The organism is Neoroseomonas marina, assembly GCF_012927745.1.
In the GTDB taxonomy this organism is placed as follows: Bacteria; Pseudomonadota; Alphaproteobacteria; order Acetobacterales; family Acetobacteraceae; genus Neoroseomonas; species Neoroseomonas marina.
Window position 1 is genome coordinate 1 of the sequence record NZ_JABBKX010000014.1, and the last position, 24,189, is coordinate 24,189.

21 protein-coding genes and 1 tRNA gene are annotated in these 24,189 nt (G+C 68.0%); 11 read left to right on the plus strand and 11 right to left on the minus strand.

Annotation, left to right across the window (positions count from 1 at the left end):
* Window positions 1-575, minus strand: a 575-nt coding sequence (locus GWK16_RS23800) for a LysR family transcriptional regulator (RefSeq protein WP_170056474.1), incomplete at its 3' end; no start/stop codon positions are given.
* A 125-nt stretch (window positions 576-700) separates the two neighbouring features.
* On the opposite strand from GWK16_RS23800, the gene GWK16_RS23805 reads away from it, so the two are divergent.
* The 3 genes from GWK16_RS23805 to GWK16_RS23815 are packed head-to-tail and all read left to right on the plus strand — an operon-like array spanning window position 701 to window position 4,402.
* Entirely contained in the window at window positions 701-1,684 is a 984-nt protein-coding gene (locus GWK16_RS23805; protein WP_170056475.1) for a Bug family tripartite tricarboxylate transporter substrate binding protein, read from the plus strand.
* The gene (locus GWK16_RS23810; protein WP_211187686.1) at window positions 1,677-3,437 is read left to right on the plus strand and encodes an acyclic terpene utilization AtuA family protein; all 1,761 of its coding nucleotides are present in this window, start codon (window positions 1,677-1,679) and stop codon (window positions 3,435-3,437) included. Before GWK16_RS23805 ends, GWK16_RS23810 begins: the two co-directional genes overlap by 8 nt.
* On the plus strand, window positions 3,437-4,402 hold the full coding sequence (locus tag GWK16_RS23815) for a Bug family tripartite tricarboxylate transporter substrate binding protein (RefSeq protein WP_170056476.1): 966 nt from the start codon (window positions 3,437-3,439) through the stop codon (window positions 4,400-4,402). The genes GWK16_RS23810 and GWK16_RS23815 overlap by 1 nt, the downstream gene beginning before the upstream one ends.
* Window positions 4,403-4,726: 324 nt before the next feature.
* On the opposite strand, the gene GWK16_RS23820 is transcribed toward GWK16_RS23815, so the two are convergent.
* The 3 genes from GWK16_RS23820 to GWK16_RS23830 form a co-directional block, all read right to left on the minus strand.
* Complete coding sequence (locus tag GWK16_RS23820; protein WP_170056477.1) at window positions 4,727-6,610, minus strand: UvrD-helicase domain-containing protein; 1,884 nt, start codon at window positions 6,608-6,610, stop codon at window positions 4,727-4,729.
* Window positions 6,607-8,928, minus strand: coding sequence for an AAA family ATPase (locus GWK16_RS23825; protein WP_170056478.1), 2,322 nt, complete (start codon window positions 8,926-8,928; stop codon window positions 6,607-6,609). Before GWK16_RS23825 ends, GWK16_RS23820 begins: the two co-directional genes overlap by 4 nt.
* A gap of 413 nt (window positions 8,929-9,341) precedes the next feature.
* A complete protein-coding gene (locus GWK16_RS23830; protein WP_170056479.1) occupies window positions 9,342-11,063 on the minus strand; it encodes a M14 family metallopeptidase in 1,722 nt (573 codons plus the stop codon).
* 417 nt (window positions 11,064-11,480) lie between these two features.
* Here GWK16_RS23830 and GWK16_RS23835 point away from each other — a divergent pair, with 417 nt between their 5' ends.
* The 3 genes from GWK16_RS23835 to GWK16_RS23845 are packed head-to-tail and all read left to right on the plus strand — an operon-like array spanning window position 11,481 to window position 14,332.
* Entirely contained in the window at window positions 11,481-12,083 is a 603-nt protein-coding gene (locus tag GWK16_RS23835) for a DUF3489 domain-containing protein (protein WP_170056480.1), read from the plus strand.
* 10 nt (window positions 12,084-12,093) lie between these two features.
* The gene (locus tag GWK16_RS23840; RefSeq protein WP_170056481.1) at window positions 12,094-12,585 is read left to right on the plus strand and encodes a DUF2924 domain-containing protein; all 492 of its coding nucleotides are present in this window, start codon (window positions 12,094-12,096) and stop codon (window positions 12,583-12,585) included.
* Complete coding sequence (locus tag GWK16_RS23845) at window positions 12,533-14,332, plus strand: recombinase family protein (RefSeq protein ID WP_248291594.1); 1,800 nt, start codon at window positions 12,533-12,535, stop codon at window positions 14,330-14,332. The genes GWK16_RS23840 and GWK16_RS23845 overlap by 53 nt, the downstream gene beginning before the upstream one ends.
* Window positions 14,333-14,650: 318 nt before the next feature.
* Here GWK16_RS23845 and GWK16_RS23850 read toward each other — a convergent pair.
* The 3 genes from GWK16_RS23850 to GWK16_RS25435 form a co-directional block, all read right to left on the minus strand.
* Window positions 14,651-14,725 (minus strand) — tRNA-Gln (locus GWK16_RS23850).
* 179 nt (window positions 14,726-14,904) lie between these two features.
* Window positions 14,905-15,153 (minus strand): tyrosine-type recombinase/integrase, encoded by a 249-nt coding sequence (locus tag GWK16_RS25820; protein ID WP_338144554.1) that lies wholly within the window; start codon window positions 15,151-15,153, stop codon window positions 14,905-14,907.
* Window positions 15,041-15,379, minus strand: a complete 339-nt coding sequence (locus GWK16_RS25435) for a site-specific integrase (RefSeq protein WP_248291600.1) — start codon at window positions 15,377-15,379, stop codon at window positions 15,041-15,043. The genes GWK16_RS25820 and GWK16_RS25435 overlap by 113 nt, the downstream gene beginning before the upstream one ends.
* Window positions 15,380-15,386: 7 nt before the next feature.
* Here GWK16_RS25435 and GWK16_RS23860 point away from each other — a divergent pair, with 7 nt between their 5' ends.
* Window positions 15,387-15,560, plus strand: a complete 174-nt coding sequence (locus GWK16_RS23860; protein ID WP_211187688.1) for a hypothetical protein — start codon at window positions 15,387-15,389, stop codon at window positions 15,558-15,560.
* A gap of 145 nt (window positions 15,561-15,705) precedes the next feature.
* Here the strand turns inward: GWK16_RS23860 and GWK16_RS23865 are convergent, their stop codons facing one another.
* The gene (locus tag GWK16_RS23865; RefSeq protein ID WP_170056484.1) at window positions 15,706-16,257 is read right to left on the minus strand and encodes a hypothetical protein; all 552 of its coding nucleotides are present in this window, start codon (window positions 16,255-16,257) and stop codon (window positions 15,706-15,708) included.
* Between the two features lie 614 nt (window positions 16,258-16,871).
* Between GWK16_RS23865 and GWK16_RS23870 the strand changes: the two genes are divergently transcribed.
* Genes GWK16_RS23870 through GWK16_RS23880 form a run of 3 tightly spaced genes read left to right on the plus strand, consistent with a single transcriptional unit; the run spans window position 16,872 to window position 18,691 of the window.
* Window positions 16,872-17,168, plus strand: coding sequence for a hypothetical protein (locus GWK16_RS23870; RefSeq protein ID WP_170056485.1), 297 nt, complete (start codon window positions 16,872-16,874; stop codon window positions 17,166-17,168).
* A complete protein-coding gene (locus GWK16_RS23875) occupies window positions 17,168-17,371 on the plus strand; it encodes a hypothetical protein (protein ID WP_170056486.1) in 204 nt (67 codons plus the stop codon). The genes GWK16_RS23870 and GWK16_RS23875 overlap by 1 nt, the downstream gene beginning before the upstream one ends.
* A complete protein-coding gene (locus GWK16_RS23880; protein WP_170056487.1) occupies window positions 17,372-18,691 on the plus strand; it encodes a hypothetical protein in 1,320 nt (439 codons plus the stop codon).
* Window positions 18,692-18,879: 188 nt separating this feature from the next.
* Here GWK16_RS23880 and GWK16_RS23885 read toward each other — a convergent pair whose 3' ends face one another.
* From GWK16_RS23885 to GWK16_RS23895, 3 genes are read right to left on the minus strand one after another with little or no spacing between them, the layout of a single operon-like run.
* Complete coding sequence (locus GWK16_RS23885) at window positions 18,880-19,731, minus strand: 4-(cytidine 5'-diphospho)-2-C-methyl-D-erythritol kinase (RefSeq protein WP_211187695.1); 852 nt, start codon at window positions 19,729-19,731, stop codon at window positions 18,880-18,882.
* Window positions 19,728-21,428 (minus strand): tetratricopeptide repeat protein, encoded by a 1,701-nt coding sequence (locus tag GWK16_RS23890; protein WP_170056489.1) that lies wholly within the window; start codon window positions 21,426-21,428, stop codon window positions 19,728-19,730. The genes GWK16_RS23885 and GWK16_RS23890 overlap by 4 nt, the downstream gene beginning before the upstream one ends.
* A gap of 56 nt (window positions 21,429-21,484) precedes the next feature.
* Window positions 21,485-22,462 carry a Bug family tripartite tricarboxylate transporter substrate binding protein gene (locus GWK16_RS23895; protein WP_170056490.1) on the minus strand — a complete coding sequence of 326 codons (978 nt, stop codon included), beginning with the start codon at window positions 22,460-22,462 and terminating at the stop codon, window positions 21,485-21,487.
* Between the two features lie 147 nt (window positions 22,463-22,609).
* On the opposite strand from GWK16_RS23895, the gene GWK16_RS23900 reads away from it, so the two are divergent.
* Window positions 22,610-24,046, plus strand: a complete 1,437-nt coding sequence (locus GWK16_RS23900; RefSeq protein ID WP_170056491.1) for an NAD-dependent succinate-semialdehyde dehydrogenase — start codon at window positions 22,610-22,612, stop codon at window positions 24,044-24,046.
* The last annotated feature ends 143 nt before the right edge of the window (window positions 24,047-24,189 follow it).

A 24,189-nucleotide genomic window follows, 5' to 3' on the forward strand; every position in this document is an offset into this window, starting at 1 on the left:
CGGCGGGCGCTGAGCGGGTGCCCCTCGCGCGGTACGACGACGAGGAATTCGTCCTCGAACAGCGGCGTGAAGAGATACCCGTCCAGAGCCGCGTTGCGCGACAGGATGCCCATGTCCACGTCGCCGCCGCGGAGCATCGCGACGATGGCCTTGGAATCCGCATCCCGCAGCCGCACCTCGATGCCCGGATGCGCCGCCCCGAAACCGGTCACCACTTGCGGCAGCAGCGTCGCGGCGAGGGAAGGCAGCACGGCGACGCTGAGGAAGCCCTTATGCAGCGCCGCCTCCTCACGGAAGTCCTTCACCATGCGGTCGAGGTCGCCGCAGATGCGCCGCAGCGCTGCCTGCGCAACCTGGCCCTGCGCCGTCAGCACCACGCTTCGTGTTGTGCGGTGCAGCAGCGGCACGCCGAGCGCCCGCTCCATCTGACGCACCTGCACGCTCAACGCCGACTGGGAGATGTGCAGCCGCTCAGCCGCTCCGCGGAAACTGCCGATCTCCGCGACGGCCAGAAAAGTGAGGCACTGCGTGAGGTTCACGTCGCGAAGTTGCCGGGTGAACTCGATATCGCGCATTGATCGTCTTTCAAGATCAATACGCGAAAACCTAGCGTTTGACGCTCTCCGGCGCCACGCTCAACGTCGTTGAGCTGCCGGCCTGAGGGCATGGCGGCTCACAAGAAAACGTCCGAGGAAGTGCCATGAACACAGTGCGGCGGCGCGATGTCGGCCGGCTCTCCTTGGCCCTGGTCGCCGGCGGTGGCGCCCGGGCCGCGGCGCAGGACGCGCCCTGGCCGAACCGCCCGATCACCCTGATCGTGCCTTACGGCGCCGGGTCCAGCACCGACATCCTCGCCCGGGTCGTCGCGCGGCGCATGACGGCCGAGCTCGGGCAGCCGGTGGTTGTCGAGAACCGGGCAGGCGGCGGCGGGACCATCGGCAGCGCCGCGGTCGCTCGCGCGGCGCCGGATGGCTACACGCTGGTGATGGGCACGATCTCCTCGCATTCCATCAACGCCGCGATGATGGCGAACATCCCCTACCGCGTGCTCGAGGACTTCACTCCGGTCTCACTCGTCGCGCATTTCCCGAACCTGCTCGCGGTGAACAAGGACCTGCCCGCGAACACCATTCCCGAACTCGTCGCCTATGCCCGTCAGCGCGGTGGGCTGAACTTCGCGACCGGTGGCGTCGGCTCCTCCGGGCAACTCGCCGGAGAACTGCTGAAGCTGCGTACCGGTGCGCCGCTCAACCACGTCCCCTATCGCGAGATCGGCCAGGCCATCACCGACACCATGGCCGGCCACGTGCCGATCGTGATCTACCAGGTGCCGGCCCTCGTCGGGAACATCCGGAGCGGTCAGATCAAGGCCATCGCCGTCCTGGCGCCGGAGCGCACGCCGCTGCTGCCCGAGGTGCCGACGCCGCGCGAGCAGGGCGTGCAGGACTTCGACGCGACGGCCTGGATGGGGCTGTTCGGCCCGGCGCGCCTGCCACCCCGCATCACCGCCTCGCTCCAGGGCATTCTCGCCCGCGCGGCCGCCGACAGCGAGCTGAAGGCGCAGGCCAGCCAGCAGGGCTTCACCCTGGTCGGCAGCACGCCGGCCGAGTTCCAGACCTTCGTCGCGGCCGACATCGCCAAATGGACCGAGGTTGTTCGCATGACAGGAGCGACCATTGACTGACACCCACCTCGTCCCCCTTCGGGAGATCGCCCACGCCCGTTCCGGCGAGAAGGGCAACAGCTCGATGATCTCCGTGATCGCCTATGATCCGGCGGAGTACGGCCTTATCGCCGAGCAGGTCACTGTAGATGCCGTCAAGCGCATCTTCGCCCCGATCACCAAGGGCGGCATCACGCGCTTCGAGGTCCCCGCCATCGGTGCGCTCAACTTCGTGCTCGACGAAGTGCTGGAAGGCGGCCGCTCCCGCACCCTAGCTTTCGAGGAATCCGGCAAGGCGCTGTCCTCTCTCATGCTGACCCTGCCGGTCCGCGTGCCGGTCGGCCGTACCCGGCCGCAGTCCGGCCCCGCGCCAGCGACGCGGCCGCCGATTCAAGGGCGCACGATCCGCCTGGGCTCCGCCACCGCCTGGTCCCGCGACCGCTTCGAACCCGCGAGCGACCTCATCGATCGCGGCAGGATCGACTACCTCTGCTTCGAGACGATGTCGGAAGTGACCATGGCTGCGGCGCAGACCGCGCGGATGGAGAACCCCGCGACGCCGCTCTACGACCCCTATCTGGTCCCGCGGATGGAGCCGATCCTCCGGCGCTGCAAGGACCAGGGTATTCGCATTATCACGAACCAGGGTTGGCTCGACCCGGTCGGCGCCGCGCAGCGGCTTGCAGCGCTGGCCGAGGAGCTCGGCATCGAGAGGCTGCGCATCGCTGCTGTGGATGGCGGCATTCTGACCGACCGGATCACCGGCCTCGGTGCGGCCTTCCTCGAGACCGGGGCGGCGGTCGGCGCGCAGCGCGATGCCATCGTCTCCGCCGAGGCCTACATGGGCGCGGCCGGCATCGCCGAGGCCCTCGCGAAGGGCGCCGATGTCGTCGTGACTACGCGCGTCGCCGACGCCTGCCTTTATCTCGGCCCGATGATGCATGAGTTCGGCTGGTCGATCGACGACTACCGGCGCATGGCGCGCGGCATGATCATCGGCCATCTCATGGAATGTGGCGCGCAGGTCTGCGGCGGCTATTTCGCCGACCCTGGCTACAAGGACGTCCCCGGCCTCTCTGACCTCGGCAATCCCATCGCCGAGGTCAGCGAGGACCGCGTCATCCTGTCGAAGCTGCCCGGCAGCGGCGGCCTTCTGACCCCTGCCACCTGCAAGGAGCAATTACTCTACGAGGTCGGCGACCCCGCATCATACCTTTGCCCTGACTGCGTGGCCGACCTCACCAAGGTCCGCTTCGAACAGGCTGGCCCCGACGAGGTCGAGGTCCTCATCGAAGCCGAGGCCGGGCGGCCACGCCCGCCCACCCTCAAGGTCTTGGTCGGGCTGCGTGAGGGCTTCATGACCGAGGAGATGGTCATCTTCGCCGGCCCCGGCGCGCTGGCGCGCGCACAGGCGACGCAGGCGCTGCTGGAGGATCGCTTCCGCAAGGTCGCGCTGCAGGCCGATGAATTGCGCTTCGACTATCTCGGCATCAACGCGGTGCATCGCGAGGCATCGCCCCCGCCCGCCGCGGATCCCTATGAGGTGATCCTCCGCGTCGCCCTCAAGACCTCGAGCCGTGCCGAGGCCGACAAGCTGCGGCGTGAGATCGATCCCCTCGCGGTGAACGGCCTCGCCGCCACAGGGAAGTGGGCGACCAGCGCACCGGGATCGCGGGTACGGCCGGTCGTCGGCCTGAGCTCATGCCTCGTGCCGCGGGACCAGGTGCCGACGCAGGTGACGATGATCCAAGCCCGTTCGAAGGTGAGCGCGTGATGAAGTTCCTCGCTCTGGTCGCGGCGGCCGCCGTCGCCGCTGCGGCGCCGGCACAGGCGCAAGCCTGGCCGGAGCGCCAGACCATCTCGATGATCCTGCCAGCCGGTGCGGGCGGTTCGTCGGACCCTCTTGCGCGTCTGCTGGCTGAGGAGATCGGCAAGCGTATTGGCCAGAGCATCGTCGTGCTCAACCGTCCCGGCGCCGGCGGCAACATCGGGATGGCGCAGGCGGCACGGGCGCGCCCGGACGGCTACACAATCGCCATCTCCTGGACCGGGCCGATGGCGACCAACCTCGCGCTGTACCGGGACACCGGCTACGATCCACGGCGCGACTTCATGCCCATCGGCATGGTCGGCTGCACGCCGAATGTCCTGGCCGTCAGCCCGACGACGTCGGTGCGGTCGCTCGAGGACTTCATGGCGTATGCCCGCGCGCACCCCGGCGCGACCTCCTACGGCACGACCGGCGTCGGCAGCTCCTGGCACATCGCCGGCGAGATGGTCAGCCAGCGCGTCGGCAACAGCCTTACGCACGTCCCCTATCCGACGCCGGCCGGCGCGTTGACGGACCTGCTGGCGGGCCGCATCCAGGCGATCTTCCCGGTCGTCCCGATGACGGTGCCGCATGTCCGCGGCGGCACGCTGCGCGTCGTCGCCGTCTTCTCGGCCGAGCGTTCCCCCGTGCTGCCGGACGTGCCCACGACGACCGAACTCGGCCTGCCCGCCCTCATCAGCGAAACCTGCTTCGCGCTGCTCGCGCCCACCGGCGTGCCTGCGGAGGCGATCGCCCGGCTGAATGGTGCGCTGAACGCGGTCGCCGCAGACCCGGCCATGCGCGAGCGGCTGCGTGAGATGGGACTCACAGTCAGGACTGGAGCGCCCGACCTCGTCACCGCCTACCTCGCCGAGGAGATCCCCCGCCAGGCCGCCATAGTGGCCGCGTCGGGAGCCAGAGCCGAGTAGCTTTGCAAACTTGGTGGTTCTTTCCCTCCCCCGGAAGTTGCGAGGACACCCGACGCCGAGGGACGCGGCAACGCCAGTGAAGCGCCTGGCTTCCATCGCAAGGTACGCCAGGTTGAATTCGCGAACCCGCCTCACTGCGTGCCCGCTGTCACGGGAACATCGTCCGCAGGGTTGCCTTTCTGATCCGTACGGAAGGCGGCCAACTGCTGTCTGCTTCGCGCCCAACGTAGTCATTCACTGCCGCTAGGCCAGACCCTGAAAGCTGCTGTCTGTTAGGTGCATTGAGATCGTGCGGTTACGTTTAGCGCGGTCCGCAATCGACCTTCAGGCGGCAATAACCTCAATCTCGTCGTCAGCGAACCAGCCACGCTCGAGGAGGGCGGTGCTCGCCAGGACGGGATTGTCGGAATAATAAACGATGGCGAGGCTCTCCTCGGCACGACTGCAAGTCACGTAGAAAAGGCGACGGGTGCGGTCGATGCTGGTGTCGTTGCCCGCTGCCTCATTTTCGAGGTCGGTCTTGGTCTTGTCCTTGGTCCCCATGAGCTTACCGTAGCTGAACAGGAAGCCGCGCGCTTCGTCGTCGCTGATCACCACCATCACGCGCGGAAACTCGCGGCCCTTCACGCCCTGATGCGTATCGAACTGCGACACGCCGCGGACGTAGCGATCATATTTCTCGATATCGGGGAATGGCGCGTCGAGCGCCCTACGCCAAGCACCCGCTTCGGTGCTCGCGTCTTCCTCCGGCTCGGCAGCCGCCGCATCCGTAGGCCCCTCGGGGACGAACGGTTGCAGCACATCAGGAATGACGAACAGCTCGGTCGCCGCCACGTAGCGCAGTACGGCGCGCAGGGTCGGCGGGTTCTCGGCCAGCAGCAGCGACTTGAGCCCGTCGCACGCGGCCTTCGCGCGTGCCAGCTCCTCCTGCTGCTTCTCCCCGGCTTCCGCCAGCCGCTGCCGATCGAGCAGCGGCGAGGTCTGGCGGATCGCCGCCGCGATCGCGAAACGGTCGCCCGCCGCTAGCGCGATTGCGAGCGGGAGCAGCTCGCGGGTGAAGAAACCGAGACCGCGGCCCGTGCCGTCGAGCAGCCCCGTGCGCATCGGCTCATAGGCATAGAGCGGCCCGAAAAAATGTTCGAACCCGAACCGGCGCGCAGACATCAGATGCTCGAGCGCGAGCGTCTTCACCCCATTACGGCCGGGGAGCCAATCCTCATCGCCGGTCAGCTCGGCCATTCTCGTCGCTGCGGCCGCTTCGACACCCCTCTTGTTGGCGACGGTCTCGGGCGCGAGGAATAGCCGGACAGTCCCTTCGGGCGAGTCGCTCCGCGGCTGCTGATCCTGTTTGTCATCATCGGCGCGGATCTTATTGATGAGCGCGATCACGCGCTTGGGACAGCGATGATTCATTGCCTTGCGCGGCCTCGCCCAGGCTTCGGGGATCGCCTCGGCGAGGCCGACCTTACCATCGGCGTAGATGCGCTGCATGGTGTCGCCGAATAGCCCCAGGCAGAACTGCGCCGGGAAAGCCGCCTGGACGTCGAGCAGCGCGTCCATGAGGCGCCTTGCGGTATCCTGGCTCTCGTCGATCAACAGGATCGGATAGCGGGCGAACAGGAGCCGGCGCAGGCCCGGCTTCGTGTTGAGGAACACCGCGGTCATAGCGATAACCTCGGCGTGATTGAGCGAATCGCGCGTGCGATTGTCTCCGGTCGGGCTGTAGATGAACCGCGTAATCTCGCGGAGACCTTCGCGGCGCCGGGTCTTGCTCTCGATCGACTGCGCGCGCTCGATCGCCGCCTTGCCCGCCCGGCCTTTCGCCTGCTTCTGCTCAAGCTCGGCAATTTCGGCTACCAGGTTCGCGTCGAGCCACTTGCGGATGTCGCCGTCATAGCCGCGGATCAGCGACCAAGCGAAGGCGTGGATGGTGGATACGTCAACCCGCGGATCGAATTCGAGCCGCTGCACGATCTCGTCGCGGGCGGCATTGGTATAGGTGATGATCGCGATCTTCTGGCCGGTCAGCGCCAGCTGGCGGCCTTGGCGCTCGCACAGGTCGCGCACTGCCTGGACCAGAGATCGGGTCTTGCCCGAGCCGGCGCCGGCGTACAGGAAGAAGCTGCGCGGCGCGGCGAGATCGAGGCATTCGCGAATGGTCTCGTCCGCCGCCGCATCAATCAGATCGTCGGCGTCCTCGCCGGTCATGCCGCTGCTCCCTCAATCGCCGGCAATATCTCGTTCTGCTTCTTCTTCAGCCGCTCCTGCAGCCAAGTCAGCCCTTCGGCGATGTAGCGCGGCACCGTCAGGGTTTCGAACATGTCGGCATCAAGCACGTCGAGCGCGAACTCGGCCTTTTTGCCTGTCTTGAGGGCCTCGAACATCGCCGCGCCGACCGCGGCCGCGCCGCCACCCGCGGCAATCGCGTTTCGGAACTTGGAGACCAGCCCCGGGCCGGGAAGCGCGGCGAAGAAGGCGAGGTTCTCGAATGCAAGCGCATCCTCGAACGTGTAGGGATAGGCCGTCTCGCTCGCGGCGGTGCCCGGAAGCGTCACTTCGACCGGCAGCTGATAGGCGGCACGCACCGCGAACAGCGGGTCGCCCGCGGGTTCGAACGTTCGCTCCGCTGGCGTCGCTCCCCATAGCGCGTCGACGTTGGCTTGCTTAGGAACCCATTGCTGCAGTGTCGTGTTGTTGGTGGTCTGCCCGGCACCCGGCGTGGGTGGCGCCGATGTGGTCGTACCGGCCGCTTGGCTGTCGAGGTCGGTGATGATCAGCGTCAGCAGGCCGAGATGGTCGATCAGCGGGCGAAGGCGATGGGCATGGCTGCCACCAATCTCGAGCAGAGTAATGTAGCTCTTGCTGAGCACCTCGAATTTGTGGCGGATGAAGTTCGGCACGATCATGCGTTCCGCAGGCCCTTCGACCAGGATGGCAGCATCCGCGAAGAACAGGTCGGCGTGTTGCGCGCGCAGGTAGCGCGTCACGAAACGGGCAGTCTCGTTGCCCGCGCCGAATACCTCCGAGAGGTTGATCACCGTGGAGACCGGTATCCGCGACACCATGCCGGCGGGCAGGCGCCGGAAGTAGCGCAGGCATTCGAACGATACTTCATGCGCGACATGGCTCGAATGGGTGCTGACCACAAGTTGGGTGCGCCGCAGCTTGGTGCCTCTGAGGTCGGGATGCGCGCGAAGCACCTCATAGGCCTTGTTGATGAACACCTGCTGGACCTGCGCATGGAGGTGCGCCTCGGGCTCCTCGACAAGGACGAGGTGCAGCGGCTCGATCACGGCAGCGGGATTAGTGCTCGCAGCCTTGCCGACACGCATCCACGAATCCCGGAAGCTCATCAGCCGGAAGATCATCGAGATGAGGTTCTGATAGCCGAGCCCATTGTTGTTCTCGGGTAGGCGCAGCACCGGCGCCACCACGTCGCCCTCCGCCGGTGTCACGTCGACCACGAAGGTCACCGCCGCGGAGTGGTTGAGGCCGTCGATTGCCTTGAGCCGCGTCGACACCTTCGGCTTGGGGTCGGTGACGCCGGGATAGCCCATGCCCTCGACTTCGCTGAACGCCGCTTCAAAGCTCTCAGTGAGCTTCTGATCGAACGCGTCCTGCGCCGCTTCGATCGCCTGCAATGCCCCCAAATCCTTGACGTCCGGTCCCTTGGTCGGATCGAGGTGCTTGGAATAATAGCTACGCAGCTGATCGGAGAGCCGACTGCCGGGCGATCCGGCCGGCGCATCCTCGTCATCGCCGCGCGGCGCTTCCTCGCCGAACCCGCGTTGCGCCGGAATATCGTGGATGCGCACCAGGCCCTTTAGCGGTTCCCCCTCGAGGCTGAGCGAGGCGGCGGGCAGCGATTGCGGGCGCGCCTGGCCATTGAGCGGAGCCTGAAGCTGCGCGGGATCGAGGGTGAACGCGCGGATGGTGAAGCTCTTGGCCAGCCGCTGGCTCAAGTAATCGACGAGCGTCGACGGCCATAGCGTGAGCTTGAGCTCGGGCATCTCCTGACCCTCGGCCGCCATCTTCTCGGCGTGTGCCTGCGTCGCGGCAGCGCGCAACGCCTCGGCATCGGCGACCGCGGCCAGGAAATCCTTGTAGAGATCGCCGAGATTGGTCGGTTCGTAGCGGAGCCGCACCCCGAGCAGTCCGCCTTCCCAATCGAGCGTCGGAATGAGGTCGCGAACGTGGTGCATCTCCCCGGCGTCCACGTCGAGCCAAAGATCGAGCGCCGGCAGCAGCGGCAGCCACGTCTCAAGCGTGAGCTCGACTACTTCATCGGCCCGCTTTGCATCGATCCAACTCTGGCCGATCCGATCGATCGCCGGCCAATGACACAGCGTAACGTCATGAACCTCAAACGGGCAGCGCCGCGGTACGAGGAAACGCCGCAATGCGAGCATTGCCGAACTTTTGCCGCTGTTGTTGGCGCCGACGAACAGAGTCTGCTTCTCTGCGAGGTCGATGCGTACCGATAGCAGCTTACGAAAGTTCGCAATCTCGACAAACTTGATAAGCACGTTGTTCTCCCGGAGCAGGTACCTTGATTACTTCAGCCCTTCCGCATGGTTGCCGCGCAATGACGATCAAAATTGATTGTAGGGCCACTTATAGACTGAGGATTTAGACGGTTATTCCAAATGGGTCAATTGATTGGAGCCCGGCTGGCCTTCTGCCCAACTTCCGCTAAGCCGAGTATCTTTCCTGAAATCGGAATGGCAGGAGACGGCCAATCTCCGTCGCGCCGCGACGCCGCGATCCGGCGGTCCTTCGGCAAGAGGCAATTCGCCGCACGCGTACTGTCGCCTCCTTCGTGGTGGGTGTCGGAAGACGCAGGCACGCAGCGGAGAGATAGCGCCGAGGCCGGTTCGGCCATCGGTACGGGTCTCTCCAAGCGCGCGGTGCCGTTTGGGCGCCGCTCTTGAACGCACGTCTATGGCCGGATGCAGTTTGCCAGTGCCCCTGCCTCGAGCAGCGTGGCGGCTTCGATGACGGCATTCATCTGAACGGTGTGCGCGAACTCGAAAGCGTCACCGTAGATCGTTTCGTCCGGGTATTCCGTCGTGAGGGCGAAGGGCAGAATCAGATCGGGGTTTTCTTTCAGCGTGCACACGATCCCATTCAGCACAGGGGCAGGCACTGCGCCGAGATGTGCTTCGAACGTGCGGATTTGGGATTCATTTAACGCCCTCAGCCCAGGGAGCTCGGCCATCCTGGCCGAAAGCCGATGGAGAAACGTCGTCGCCGGATCGCGCAGTCCCGGCTTGAAGTGCATGATGAGAAAGAATCCCCGCGGGATAGCCCATTGCAGTGAATCGCGCGGGACGTAGCCGGTGTGGGGCCGCGTGAACTCATGCGCAGGATACCCGTGCATGTTGACGTGCAGCACGGCACTCGTCCGCGCGTAGGCCTCTCTGCGTGCCTGGAGTTCCCCGAAGGGCGGATCGGTCCTGCTCGACAAGTCGTCGCCCGCTGCGCTGAAGCGGGCGGCATGATTGATGTGACGTGGATTGGCGACGCGGAGCTCGCGATGAAGTGCGTAGCCATCCGGGTTCTCCAAAGGGATCAGCGCGAAGCCGAGGCCACGGTCCTTCAGCTCAGCGGCAGCGCGAAGGGCGCCGACCACGCCGGAGGTCTCATTCGCATGCTGCCCTGCCGTGACGACCAAGCCGATGTTCCGCCCGGAGAACTCGGCGGCCATAACCCGTCGACCGCGATGGGAAACTGCGTCGAAGCGCTCTCCGCCCAAAGCGCCCAACTCGGTCGCGATCTGGTCTGGGTCCAGAGGCCGGGTGGCCTGGCGAAGAACCTGCTCTCCATCGGGGCATGGCTCCTTGGTGGCAGGGGGGTCAACCGTCACCCGAAGCCGGGTGGCACCATCAGTCGACCGGATATCCGGCACGACCTGACCAAGCCGGAGCGTACGGTCGCTGGTCGGCAAGCGCGCGCGCCGCTGGAAATACTCCCGAATGGAGAAGTAGAGATCCTCGTGCAGCGCCTCGCGCGTGCTGACGCACTCATCGCCGTAGCTCAGGCGATGTTCGATGCCACCCGTCTCGACAGTGATAGAGAGGGTGTCGAAGAATGGTGCGACCGCCGGCCAAGGCGCCGCGGCAAGCGCCTCAAACACCGCTGCGAAGACTGTCTCGTACTCTGTCTGAAAGGGCTCACCAGGGCCGTTCGGATCGGGCCTCACCCAACCGCATGGAGCCAGCACTGCGCCGCCGAGGGGATCGCGTCGCTCCAAATTCGGCGCGAACACGCGATGCTCGGTGCGACGCGTCTCGTGCTCGAGGAGGACACGGTAGTGCAGCAGCTCGTCGCCGACCTCGAAGCGCAGCGCCACCCCCGGAAGCAATCCCGCAAGCGGGTAGGCCTCAAGCTCGAAGCGGCGTTCAGACGCCGCCCGGTGAATGGGCGTTCGGATCGTTACCGCTGTCAGGCCCGTCAGCTGCACTTCCTCGAGGAAGAAATGCAGCAGCGGCTTGTAGGCACTTCGCAGCCGAGCCCTGACGCCTGCGGCGCGCAGCGCCGTTTCGAGTGATCGACGGGTCAGTTCGTCTTCGAACACCCATGCCTCGAAAGACTGCCCCGGCGGTTCGGCCAGCAGCTGATCAACAGCTCGGGGGATCTGGACATCGATCAGTGTCTTCAACGCCATCTCCGCGAACTCAGAATGGGAAGCCGGAGCGCGATCCTGCCACCGCCCGGGTAACTCTGGCACAGCACCGCAGACTGGAGGACCGTCACATGCGTGGCTACGAGGCGCCCGCGCACGAGCCGCGTCGGGAATGTTCGGATCAGGACCCCCGACATCGAATTCCTTTGATATCCCCAGAGCTGACAGGAAATGGGGCGACAGCAACAGCCCGGTCTGCAGCCCGGCGGCGCCCCGTGGATGCCCAAAACCATTCAGCTCGTGCGCACATTCCGCTCGACTTCCTTTCGACAGGAAGCATTGGTGCTGACGCGCCGCGGCCAAGAGAGCCCGCGAGAGCAAACCCGGCAAGTCCCGGGCTTCGGGTGGTGGGGGCGCTGCATGGGGCGGTGCTCCGCACAAGGAACCATCCCGATGTCCACCACCAAGACGCTCACCGTCGCCCAGCTGCTGATCCTCACCACCGCCGCGCAGCGACCCGACCACATGGTCCTCCCTCTGCCGCCGACGATCCGCGCCCGCGGTGGCGCCCAGCGCAACCTGCTCAGCGCCCTGCTCAAGATGGAACTCGTCGAGGAGGTGCCGGTCGATGACGCGACCCTCGCCTGGCGGACCGACGAGACCGGCAAGCACCACGGCCTCCGCATCACCGCAGCTGGTCTTGCCGCCGCAGGGGTCCATACTAATGGGTCGGCGGAGTCGACGGATGCTGACGCCGACACCAGCGCCGAAGAGGTTGAGGCTTTCACTGGCAGCGACGCGGCTGCGGTCGACGAGGACACCGCTGAGCATGGTTCGCAGGAGGCGCCACCCGGCCGCCCGACCGGCAAGCTGGGCGAAGTGCTGCAGGCCATCTCGGCCGAGACGGGTGCGACGCTCGACGAGATCACCACGTTGACCGGCTGGCTGCCGCACACCGCCCGTGCTGCGGTGACTGGTCTGCGCAAGCGGGGTTTTGAGGTGGCGCTCATCCAGCAGAACGGCCGCAAGGCCTACCGCCTGACGGCGGCTGACTAAGGAGGCCGCGATGCCCCGACCGCGCAAGGCAGGCTCCGACCTGCCCGGGGGTGAATCTCCTGCCGCCGCGCGGCGGCAGGAATGGGAACGCCTGCACGGCATGGCTGCGCCCACCGCTCTGAGTCCAGACTTCCTTGAGCGGGACATCGCCTATCGCCTGCAAGCAGATCAGTACGGCGGGCTCAGCGCCGATGCCCGTCGCCGCCTGGCCGCCCTGGCCGGCGACGATCCCGGGAGGGCAGGGGAGCCCCGAGTTCCGACGCCGCGGATCAAGGCGGGCTCAACCCTGCTGCGGGAATGGCACGGCAGGACCTACACGGTGCTGGCCCTGGAGGACGGGTTCGAGATGGCGGGGCAGCGCTTTGCCTCCCTCTCGGAGGTCGCCCGCCACATCACTGGCGCCCACTGGTCCGGCCCAAGGTTCTTCGGCATCCGGCGGGGAGGGGAGCATGCTGTGGCCAGCCCTTCCGGCCGACGGGTTGGGGTTGCCCCCAATGCGTAGCCGTCGAACCTCAGGCCAGCCTGCCCCCAGGACCGGCCTGCGCTGCGCCATCTACACACGGAAGTCCTCGGAGGAGGGGCTGGAGCAGGAGTTTAACTCCCTCGACGCCCAGCGGGAGGCCTGCGAGGCCTACATCCGCAGCCAGCGGCACGAAGGCTGGAACCTGCTGTCCGCCCGCTATGACGATGGCGGCCTTTCCGGCGGCAGCATGAATCGCCCGGCACTGCAGCGCCTGCTTGCCGATGTCGCGTCGGGCCGGGTCGATCTGGTCGTTGTCTACAAGGTCGACCGGCTGACCCGCTCGCTGTCGGATTTCGCCAAGATCGTCGAGGTGCTCGATGGCCATAGCGCCTCCTTCGTCTCGGTCACCCAGCAGTTCAACACCACCACCAGCATGGGCCGGCTGACGCTGAACATGCTGCTGTCCTTCGCGCAGTTCGAGCGCGAAGTCACCGGCGAACGCATCCGCGACAAGATCGCCGCCTCCAAGCGCAAGGGGATGTGGATGGGTGGATCGGTCCCCCTTGGCTACGAAGTCGGGGATCGTAAGCTGGTCGTTCACCAGGTCGAGGCCGAGCGCGTCCGGTCCATCTACCGGGCCTATCTCGACCTCGGCACGGTCCGGCTGGTCCAGCAGCACCTCGCGGAGAAAGGCATCGCGGGCAAGGGCGGCCGTTATCTCGCCCGTGGAGCCCTGTTCCACCTGCTGCAAAACCGGGTCTACCGGGGCGAGGTGACTCACCGCGGCAATGTCTATCCCGGTGAGCACGAGGCGATCGTCGATGCGGAACTGTGGGAGGCGGTGCAGCAGGGTCTTGCCGAAAGCCGCGCCGACCGCCGCCTGGGAGGCAATGCCAGCTATCCGAGCCTGTTGGCCGGGATGGCCGCCGACGCCACTGGTGAGCCGATGGTTCCGACGCATGCGAACAAGTGGGGGCGTCGGTATCGCTACTACGTCTCGAACCGCCTGATCACCGAGACACGGGAGGATCATGCCGATGCGCTGCGGGTGCCGGCGGCGGCGTTGGAACGGGTCGTCATTGGCCGCATCACCCGCCTTCTGTCCGATGGGTCGGAACTGCTGAGCGCGATGCGATCCGCCGGGGCGCTGCCGACGGAGGCCGCGCAGCAGCGGCGGATGCTCGAGGCCGCAGGGAAGCTGGCGCGCCGCTGGCATCAGCAGGGCCATGCTGTGCAGCGGGAGATCCTGCTCGCCCTCCGGGCCGAGATGACGGTGCAGCGGCATGAGATCACCATCCATCTCGCGTCGTGTGGATTGCTTGCAGTCCTCGCAGGCAAGGGCGGCAGCGCTGCCATTGCGATCGACAAGCGCAACGACGATGGCAACGGGCGCGGCAACGGGGAAGATCGACACCTCCTGCGAATCACGCTCATTGAGCCCGTGTCCCTTCGGCGAGCCGGTCGTGAGATGGCGCTGCTGGTGGGATCGACCTTTGCCGCGGATCGGTCGGACCCCTCGCTGGCTCGCCTCATCGCCATGGCCTGGGCGCTGCGCGAGGCGCTGGTGTCGAGCACCGCGCCGAGCCTGACCGCCGTCGCGGCGGAGCAGGGCATCTCGCAATCCTATGCGACCCGGCTGGTGCGCCTCGCCTGGCTGGCGCCGGATATCGTCGAGGCCATCCTCGGGGGCTGCCAGCCGACGAACCTGACGGCATCGCGGCTGATGCAGGACACCCGCATTCCTACTGACTGGCAGGACCAGCGCAGGGCCCTTGGGTTCGTTTGACGCGGGAGTGGTGCGGCCGGCTGCTACGGCTGGAGCAGCATCTCGCCTGGTTTCAAGCCGGCCGAAGCACATGTGGCACGCCAGAACCGGGTAGAGCGCGTCAGCCCTATGCTACTCCGTGGACCCTGGTATCTGACCCCATCCGTACATACCGAAATGGCCCGGAGAGACAGAACCGGCATTCGGCCTACTGAATCCGTCGGGCCAGCGTCTCTCAGGTACGCCTCGAGAGAGGCGCCCGCGTGCCTGGCCGGAAAGGCGGGGCATTCGTGCGTTGGGTCTGCCGACCCGGAAATCGTCTGCGACACCGTGACTGCGTGGTTGGGGCGCCAGGATTCGAACCTGGGAATGGCGGTACCAAAAACCGCTGCCTTACCGCTTGGCTACGCCCCACCAAGGCCAGGAATATCCTGGGCTTCGGTCCCCTTCCCGATCCCGCTCCCCGAAGGCCTGTGCCGGGTTTTGTGCCGGCTCACCATATTGGGAACGAGATCGGAACGAGGCTGCCCGGCGAAGTGCGGGCCGGGCGAGGGCCTTATCCTAGACCAGCGCCGGACGTGCAAGCCGACCTCTCACCCCCTCGGGTGCTCCCGCAGCCACTGGACATAGTACTCGGTCGTCTTGATGTTCGTGTGGCCCAGGTGGAAGGACAGCGGCCAGAGCTTGCCGCCCTTCTGCAGCCAGCGGATCGCGAAGGTGTGCCGAAGGTCATGGGCCCGGAAGCGGCGGAACCCCCCTCTCCTGCTCCAGGGCCTCCCGCTCGGCCGCCAGCACCGCTTCCCGGATATTGGGCGAGAGGTTGTGGTAGCGGGACGGCTCACCCCGTTTGTGCCCGGCCACATGCCAGAAGACGAAGGCGCATTTCGGGTGCCGCTTCAGGTGGGCGAGCTCGCGCGCGCATTGGGGGCTGATCTCGATCGCGCGCGGCCGCCGGGTCTTCGTGTCCACGAAGGTGACGGTGCGGGTGGCGAGGTCCACCTCGGGCCATTCGAGCGAGGCCGCCTCCTCCAGCCGGCAGCCGGCGCGCGCGAGGACGCGCCGGGCCATAGGTCCGATGATGCCGGTGGCGCTGGCGACGATGGTGCGGCTGCTGAACCACAAGAGCGGCTTCGTGCAGCATCAGGCCGCTGCCGACCTGCTGGATCGTGGTGGCTTCCGTCCTCCCGAGCGTCACCAGCACGCGGTGGTCGGCAAGGTCGAGGTGGACATCAGGCTCACCGACGACTGAGGGGACAGGAGACGCCTCTCCACAATTCGCTGTGGGCTTCGTGCTTTTCCTTCGAGGCCCCGAAAAAGCCGAGGGCAGTGAGATGGGAGCACCCTCGCGCAGGGTTGGCCTGCACATAGCCAAGCATTTCGAGGCAGGCGGTAGATCAGGGCGCCGCACGTCGCCGCCGCTTGACCTCGCGGATGGAAATCCCGTTGATCGAAGCGAGTTCTCGATTGGTGTGGTGAGCGTCGAAAATCGGCCGCTCACGAATGTGCTGCTTCACCGCCGCGAACGCGAAGGCTTGAAGCCGCTCGGCCAGGAGGCGATCGATTGCTGCGCTCAACTCAGTCAACAGCTTATCTTGCTTGGCTACAACCCGCGCCTCAGCCGCCGCGCCGGCGGCGTTCAGGCGGCGCTCCATGGAGGCCAAGAGCACTTGGTTCTCTTGCTCCTGCACTGCGATGCTCTGGTTGACCTGTCGCGTCGTTAAAGACTTCTGCGCGATGACCGAACGGCGCAATTCCTCCTTCATGCCCTCGATCATCTCAGCCTTCTGCTCAGCAATCTTCGCGCGCTCGTCCTTGATGGCTTTTGCCACCACTGATTCCAGGCGCTTCAGGATTGTCTGAACCTCACTCGTGATGCGCTCAGCCATGGGCTTTGCCTCGTCTTGAGCCAGGAACTCTACGAGGACCGCGAACAGCGCGCCCTTCACGGCAGGATCCAGGAGCAGCCCAGGAAGGTGTGCAGCAAGCGCTGTACGCCCGACGTCCGACCTGAGGACGTTCGCGGCCTCAGAGGCCGCAGCTTCTCGAACAGAACGCTCTCGAATGAGCATGGCAAGACCCGCTCAGTGGTTGGGGCGGCTCACAACGATCAGAGGGTCCCGAGCCGGCCTGTCCGCCTTCATCTCGTCACAAGAGGCCGCGACGCGCGCCAACGCTCCGCCACCCCACCCGGTTCCACGCCCCACCGCCCGATCGGAGGGCTCCGGGCAGGTCAATTCCTGCTGTTGCGGCCCACGTCCGCTGTCCGCTTCCAATCGGCCACGCATGGTGCATCCGGTGTGGAGTCATTCGGCCGTCCGCCGCCGCTCCCGCGAATGATCGAGTGACTGGCATTCTGCCTAGCCGTTTCACCTCCACAATCTCCGGGGAACCACCCCCGGCAGTGCAGTCCCGCTGGTTAGGCAGGTCTGGGCCGTTGTGAGCCAACACAGAGCGTAGCGAGGCTGAGGCGCACGAAACAATGGGCTTCCTCTGTGTGTGGTCCGCCTTCCGGTCCAAGGGCAGGGATCAGGCCGCCTTTTCGGGATGAGGAGCGGGCCTGATGGACGACCGGCTGCGGCGGATCGAGCGATACGAGGCGCTGCGCGCGCGTCTCGCGGAGGCGATTCGCCTCATGCACTTCAACAAGGCCGAGGCCGTGGATCTCGACAGCCTGGAAGGTGCGGTCGGGCTGATCGAACGGGTCGAGGCCGGGCAGCGCGTCGAGGTCGTCTCGGCGCAGAAGGCCGCGGCCGAGTTGCGCGCGGTGGTCAAGCAGGTCCCGCCGGTCTCGAAGCCGGGTCGCCAGCGCGGCTGGCGCCCGACAGGCGACCGCGAGGCTGCCGGGGACGAGGGCTGATGGCGCTGGCGAGCGATGGCTGGTGGAGCCGGCACCCGGCCGATCATGTCGCCGCCGCTCGGCGCTGGGTGCGCTGGCGGCTGCTGAGCGACCCGCACATGACCGACGCCGCCTGTGATCGCTTCATCGCGTCGCTCGACGAGGACAAGCGCGGCGACCTGGTGCGGCGCGCCGTCGAGGGCCATAGCCCGGCGGGGTTCTGAGTGACGGCTTACAAGCTGAAGTGGCGCCCGCCCGGCGCTGTCGCGGCGCGCTTCGTGGCGCATCGCCCGCCGGTCGATCCCGCCGCCATCCCGCTCGACATCCTCCGCGGCCCCATCGCCGGCGGGAAGTCGGTCGCCTCCATGGTGCGGGTCTTCACGCACATGATGGAGCAGACACCCGGGCCGAACGGCTGGCGGCACACGCGCTGGGCGGTGATCCGCAACACCAATCCGCAGCTCGAGATGACCACCATCAAGACCTGGCTCGAATGGTTCCCCGAGGAGCATTTCGGGAAGCTCCGCTGGGCGAAGCCGTTCAAGCACGACTTCGTCTTTCCCCCGGCGCGGGTGAAGTCCGAGGTCTGGTTCGTCCCGCTCGATGACCTGGCGCAGGTGCGCAACCTGCTGTCGCTGGAACTGAACACCCAGCGCGCCGACGCGCTGAGCATGGCCGAGCCGCATCTCGAGCCCTTCGTGCCGCATGTCTGGGTGAAGGACCGGGTGCGCGAGGGCCGCGAGAAGCTGATCGGCATCGTTGGCGATTTCTGGCACGCGCAGGCGGGGCACACCTGGGCCGACGCCGCGATCCGCGCCGAGGTCGCCGTCTCGCACCTGATGGGCGAGGCGGTGCATGAGACGCTGGAGCGGGTGCTGTTCCGGCACCTCCGCCTCGGCGGCCTGGCGCCCGACCTGTCGGCCGACCGGGCGAAGGCGCTGGCGCAGCCGGTCGTGGAGGCAATGCGCCGCCGTTCCCCCGGGCGCGTGGCGAAGGAGATAGCCTCGGCCTTCGGCGCGCGGCTCGATCCCGTGGACAAGGCCGGCATCCCGCAGCTCGTGCGCGACGCGCTGGCGCAGGCCGGCGTGCGCGGTCAGGTGCCGCAATCCCCGTCGCAGAGCACCGCCCTCGGCCTGGCCCCCGGCGCCCTGCCGCCGCCGAAGCCCGGCGCGCCCGATGCGCTGGACCGGTTGATCGGCGAGATCGTGGACGTTTCGAAATCCGCGCAGGGCGACCGCTGGGCGGACTTCAACCGTCCCGGCCACGCGCGCCAGCGCACCATCGACGTGCCGACGGAGCGGATCGCCGAGTTCCTGGATCTCAGCCAGCGCACCGGCGGGCTGCAATACGCCCGGCGTATCGGCGCCTCCATCGAGATGAGCCGCCAGTTCGGCGACCCCTCCATGCTCGGCGAGCTCTCGCGCAGGCGTGCGGACGCCTGCGCCACGGCGGCGAAGTGCATGGTGATCTCCTGTTTGGGTGTGCGGTGCGCCGGGCATGCGGACGCGCGGAAACCGGCGCGCGACGGGGCGTGCGCCGGGTAATTCCCTGTGCCGGCTTTTGTGCCGGGTGCCTGTGCTGAAAGGGCGTTTCAGGCGGTTTGGGCGCCTCGGCGACCGCCCTGAACGCCTAGAGTTTCTTGGTGTCTGCGATTTCGCAGGATCGCGGCCGAGAAACCAAAAACCGCTGCCTTACCGCTTGGCTACGCCCCAGCCGTGCTGCCTCATACCCTTCACGCGCCCGGTCCGTGAAGCCCCCCGCCCCAGCGCCACCACGCCTCGGGCAACAATTGCGCGGCTGCCACCGCGTCGTCCGCCCCGCCGAACAGCGCGAAGCACGTCGCGCCCGACCCGCTCATGCGCGCCAGCAGGCAGCCGGGCAGGGACCGCAAGGCCGCCAACGCCTCGGCGACCGGGGGACACAACCCGATCGCCGGCGCTTCCAGGTCGTTGCCCAGCGCGGCCAGATCCGCCGCCATCCCGGCCGCGTCATCCCAGCCCGACGGCAGCGCCGCGGGGGCCGAGAACCCGCCCTGCCGCGCGCGGAACACGGCCGGCGTCGGCAACGCAACGCGCGGATTCGTCAGCACCATCCCGACCGGCGGCAGGCGCGGCGCCGGCCCCAGCACCTCGCCGATGCCGCCCATGCGGCAGGGCCGGGACGCGACGCAGGCCGGCACATCCGCGCCCAGCGCCAATGCCACTTCCGCCAGCCGCGCCTCAGGCCAGCCCAGCCCCCACAGCGCATTCAGCGCCCGCAGCGCCGCGGCTGCATCCGCGCTGCCGCCGCCGATGCCGGACGCCACCGGCAGATGCTTGTGCAGCCGCAGCGCAGCACCCGCCGGCACCCCGGCCGCCGTCGCGAGCGCCCGCGCCGCCCTCAACACCAGGTTGTCCGTCTCCCCGGCCAGGGCCGCTGCCGCGGGGCCGTCCACCGCCAGCGTCAGCCCCGCGGCGGGCGCGGCGAGCAACTCGTCACCCACCCCCGCGAAGGCCACGAGGCTGTCGAGCAGATGGTACCCATCCGCCCGTCGCCCCGTGACATGCAGGTAGAGGTTGACCTTGGCCGGCGCGAACCAGCTCAGCGCCGGTTCTCCGCCACGGGGTTCGCGGGCAGACCGTTGCGGATCTTGGCCTCGATCTTCGGGCCATCGTCGCCCTCGGGGCCGAGCGCCAGCGCGCGACGCCACTGGAACTGTGCCTCCCGCTGCCGCCCCGCGACCCAATAGGCGTCGCCCAGGTGGTCGTTCACCACGCTGTTGCGCGGCTCGAGCTCCACGGCGCGTTCCAGCCAGCGGATCGCGCCGGCGATGTCGCCCAGCTTGAACAGCGCCCAGCCGAGGCTGTCCGCGATGTTGCCGTCCTGCGGGCGCAGCGCCACCGCGCGTTCGAGCATGCGGCGCGCCTCGACGATGTGCTCGCCGCGCTCGACCCAGGTGTAGCCGAGGTAGTTGAGGACATAGGGCTGCTCGGGGCTGAGCTCGAGCGCGCGGCGGAAATCGGTCTCCGCCGCCGGCCAGTTGCCGCTGCGCTCGAGCGCGATGCCCCGCGCATAGAACAACGGCCAGGAGGACGCGTTGGGCGAGGGCACGCGGCGGATCGCGTCGTCATAGGCGGCGACCGCATCCGCCCATCGACCCCGCGCGCGCATCATGTCGCCGAGCCGCACATAGGGCTGCGCCGCGCCGGGATACGCGGCCGCGACGCCCCGGAAGGCCACGATCGCCTCCTCCGGCCGGTCGAGCCGGTCGAGCAGCTGCGCGCGCCGAAGCCCGGCCAGCCCCGCCAGCGGATCATCCGCACGGATCTGGTCGAGCTCGGCCAGCGCCGCGACGTACTGGCGCTCATCCGTCAGCGCGTCGGACGCCATCAGCAGCGCAGGCGAGAAGCCTGGCCGCAGCCGGAGCGCGAGCCGGGTGAGCGCGAGCGAGAATTCCGCCGCGCCCTGGCCCCGCAGCGCGCCGGCAAGGGCGAGATGCGCCTCCGCCATGCCCTCGACGGGGGAGGCGACGGCGCGGTTCGTCAGCATGTCCCGCCGCGCGACATCGCCGGTGGCGAGCGCGATCTCGTCCTGTCCGCGGGCGATGCTGTCGATCAGGCGGTTGGCCTCGTCCTCCCGACCGCCGCGCGCGAGGATGCCGGCCGAGATCTGCACCATCCGCAGGTTCGGCGGCTGGCTGTCGCCGATCGCGATCCGCACGAAGCGCTCGGCCTCGCGCGGGCGGTTCGCCAGGTCGCAGATCAGCGCGGCGTGCAGGGCATAGAGCGACCGAAGCCGCCCGCTTTCCGACAGCGGCCGGAGCAGCGCGACCGCTGCATCGGTCTGCCCCTTCCCGTGCAGGGTCCAGGCCAGCAGCATCGGCTGCAGCAGCTGCGCGGCACCCTGGCGCGGCAGGGTGCGGATCCGCTGTTCGGCGCGGTCCCAGCGCCCCGCCTGCGCATCGGTTCCGGCGATCAGCATCGACGCCAACGGATTGTCGGGCAGACGGCGCGCGAGCCGTACCGCGTCCGGCCGGCCATCCAGCAGCGTGGCGATGAAGGCCCGCTGCACCACCTCGGCCTGGTCCGGATCGGCCCGCAGCGCCGCGAGCAGCGATTCCGCCGCGGTTCGCGTATCGGATTCCGACGTCGCGAAGCGGCCTGCCAGATAGGCCCCGAAGGCATTGCTCGGGGATGGGGCGAAGCCAGCCTCGCCCCCGGCCCCGCCATCGGCGGCGGCGCAGGCGGACAGCAGGGCGACGGCGAGGAAGGCGAGGCGGAACGGCGGGAAGGGACGCGTCATGGGGTCATCCTAACCCCCGCCGTCGGGCCTCGCCACGCCGGATCGGCGCCCGGTCGTTACTCCAGCGTGATGCCGGCCGACCGGATGACGGCGCCGAGTTCGGCCACTTCCTTCCGGGACAGGGCGTCCAACTGCGCGAGGGTCATGGCGTCCGTCACGGCCCCCGCCTGCTCGGCCCGCTGCCGCACCACGGGTTGCAGCGCGACGTCCCGGAGCGCGGCGTTCAACCGGTCCTGCACGGGCCGGGGTGTCGCCGCCGGCACCGCGAAGGCGAACCAGGCATCGAGGGTGAAGCCGGGGAGCCCGGCCTCGGCGGTCGTCGGCACCTCGGGCAGGCCGGCTGCGCGCCGGGCGCTCGCTATGGCCAAGGCCTTGACCCGGCCGGCCTGGACCAGCGCGACGGCCGAGGACGGGGTGGTGATGAACATCTCGACGCGACCGCCGGCGACGTCCTGCAAGGCCGGCGCGGCGCCGCGATAGGGCACGTGCACCATCTCGGCCCCGATCGCGCGGGCGAACAGCACGCCCCCGATGTGCTGGATCGAACCGTTGCCGGAGGAGGCGTAGTTCAACTTCCCGGGATTGGCCCGCGCATGGGCGATGAATTCCGCGAGCGTGTTCGCGGGCACGTTCGGCGCGACGAGGATGACGTGCGGCGCCATCGTCGCCATCCCGACCAGGCTGAGGTCGCGGATCGGATCCCAGGTCAGGTCGCGCATCATCGCCGGATTGCCGGCGTGATAACCGTTGTACTGCAGCAGCAGGGTGTGCCCGTCCGGCTGCGCGCGGACCACGGCGTTGATCGCGATGTTGCCGTTCGCGCCGGGGCGGTTCTCGATCACCACCGGCTGGCCGAGCGCGGCCTGCAGCCCTTCCTGGAACAGCCGGGCCGCGAAATCCGTCCCGCCGCCGGGCGGGTTGGGCACGATCACCGTGACAGGGCGGTTCGGGAAGGCAGCTTGCGCGCGCGATATCATCGGCACCGCGAGCACGGGGACGGCGCCGAGCAGAGCGCGGCGGGTGGCGCGGATCATGGCGGGTTCCTCCGGTCCTCGGCCCTTGCGGCCGATTTGCGCGGCAGGATCGTTCAGCCATGCGCCCGGGGCAAGCCGCCCCGGCTGGCCCGGCGCCCGTTGCGGGACTAGTGTGCGCGCCGACCGCAATCCCGGAGGAAGGCGCCGATGTCGTATCCGAACGTCCAGCTGCATGTGAACGGGGAGTGGCGCCCGGCCCGCTCCGGCAAGACCATCAACGTGATCAACCCGGCCACCGAGGAAGTGATCGGCAACGTCGCGCATGCCGAGAAGGCCGACCTCGACGAGGCGCTCGCCGCCGCCGACAAGGGCTTCGCCGTGTGGAAGAAGGTCCCGGCCTTCGAGCGCTACAAGCTCATGCGCAAGGCCGCCGACATCTTCCGCTCCCGCGCCGACGCGACGGCGCGGCTGATGACGCTCGAGCAGGGCAAGCCGCTGCCCGAGGCGAAGATGGAAGTGATGGCGGCCGCCGACATCATCGACTGGTTCGCCGAGGAAGGCCGCCGCGCCTATGGCCGCGTGATCCCGGCGCGCGCCGATGGCGTGTACCAGCTCGTGATCAAGGAGCCGGTCGGTCCCGTCGCCGCCTTCACGCCGTGGAACTTCCCGATCAATCAGGTGGTGCGCAAGCTCTGCGGCGCCGTCACCACGGGCTGCTCCATCATCGTCAAGGCGCCTGAGGAAACCCCGGCCTCCCCGGCTGAGCTCATCCGCGCCTTCGTCGACGCCGGCCTGCCGCCGGGCGTGGTGAACCTGGTCTACGGCGTGCCGGCCGAGATCAGCGAATACCTCATCGCGCATCCGGTCATCCGCAAGGTGACGTTCACCGGCTCGACACCGGTCGGCAAGCTGCTCGCGGGCCTCGCGGGCCAGCACATGAAGCGCGTGACGATGGAACTCGGCGGCCATGCGCCGGCGATCGTCTTCGACGATGCGGATCTCGACCTCGCGGCCAAGACGCTGGCGGGGGCCAAGTTCCGCAACGCCGGCCAGGTCTGCGTGTCGCCCACGCGCTTCCTCGTGCAGGAGAAGCTGTACGACGGCTTCGTCGAGAAGTTCGTCGCGGCCGCCAAGGCGGTGAAGGTCGGCGACGGCCTGGTCGAGGGCACCACCATGGGCCCGCTCGCCCATGACCGCCGCGTGCCCTGGATCGAGACCCTGGTGCAGGACGCGCAGTCCAAGGGTGCGAAGGTGCAGACCGGCGGGTCCCGCATCGGCAACAAGGGCTACTTCTACGAACCGACGGTCATGACCGACGTCCCCAAGGACGCCCGCGCTATGAACGAGGAGCCCTTCGGCCCGATGGCGATGATCTCCCGCTTCAAGGACCTCGACGAAGTGGTGACGGAGGCGAACCGGCTGCCCTACGGGCTCGCCGCCTACGCCTTCACCAGGTCGGCCAAGACGGCGAACGCGATCGCCTCGCGTGTCGAGAGCGGCATGATGACCATCAACCACCTCGGCCTTGCCCTGCCGGAAGTGCCCTTCGGCGGCGTGAAGGATTCCGGCTACGGCTCGGAAGGCGGGTCGGAAGCCATCGAGGCCTACCTGAACACCAAGTTCGTGTCGCAGGCGGGGCTCTGATCGAAGGCGGGGGGAGAAGGGAACTTCTCCCCCCGCACCCCCCTCAACCTTTTCTGGCCCTTGGGGACTGACATCCGGGGCCGGCACCAAGAAACCAAAGAAGGGAGGGGGTCTGGGGGAGGTTCACCTCCCCCGGCCTGCCG

Bases quoted from the DNA above. Each gene is read 5' to 3' on its own strand.
- GWK16_RS23900 (WP_170056491.1), top strand. From the start codon at position 22,610: ATGTCGTATCCGAACGTCCAGCTGCATGTGAACGGGGAGTGGCGCCCG.
- GWK16_RS23820 (WP_170056477.1), bottom strand. From the start codon at position 6,610: ATGACCGGCGAGGACGCCGACGATCTGATTGATGCGGCGGCGGACGAG.
- GWK16_RS23845 (WP_248291594.1), top strand. From the start codon at position 12,533: ATGCTGTGGCCAGCCCTTCCGGCCGACGGGTTGGGGTTGCCCCCAATG.
- GWK16_RS23870 (WP_170056485.1), top strand. From the start codon at position 16,872: ATGGACGACCGGCTGCGGCGGATCGAGCGATACGAGGCGCTGCGCGCG.
- GWK16_RS23805 (WP_170056475.1), top strand. From the start codon at position 701: ATGAACACAGTGCGGCGGCGCGATGTCGGCCGGCTCTCCTTGGCCCTG.
- GWK16_RS23860 (WP_211187688.1), top strand. From the start codon at position 15,387: ATGATGCCGGTGGCGCTGGCGACGATGGTGCGGCTGCTGAACCACAAG.
- GWK16_RS23840 (WP_170056481.1), top strand. From the start codon at position 12,094: ATGCCCCGACCGCGCAAGGCAGGCTCCGACCTGCCCGGGGGTGAATCT.
- GWK16_RS23875 (WP_170056486.1), top strand. From the start codon at position 17,168: ATGGCGCTGGCGAGCGATGGCTGGTGGAGCCGGCACCCGGCCGATCAT.
- GWK16_RS25435 (WP_248291600.1), bottom strand. From the start codon at position 15,379: ATGGCCCGGCGCGTCCTCGCGCGCGCCGGCTGCCGGCTGGAGGAGGCG.
- GWK16_RS23835 (WP_170056480.1), top strand. From the start codon at position 11,481: ATGTCCACCACCAAGACGCTCACCGTCGCCCAGCTGCTGATCCTCACC.
- GWK16_RS23815 (WP_170056476.1), top strand. From the start codon at position 3,437: ATGAAGTTCCTCGCTCTGGTCGCGGCGGCCGCCGTCGCCGCTGCGGCG.
- GWK16_RS23890 (WP_170056489.1), bottom strand. From the start codon at position 21,428: ATGACGCGTCCCTTCCCGCCGTTCCGCCTCGCCTTCCTCGCCGTCGCC.
- GWK16_RS23895 (WP_170056490.1), bottom strand. From the start codon at position 22,462: ATGATCCGCGCCACCCGCCGCGCTCTGCTCGGCGCCGTCCCCGTGCTC.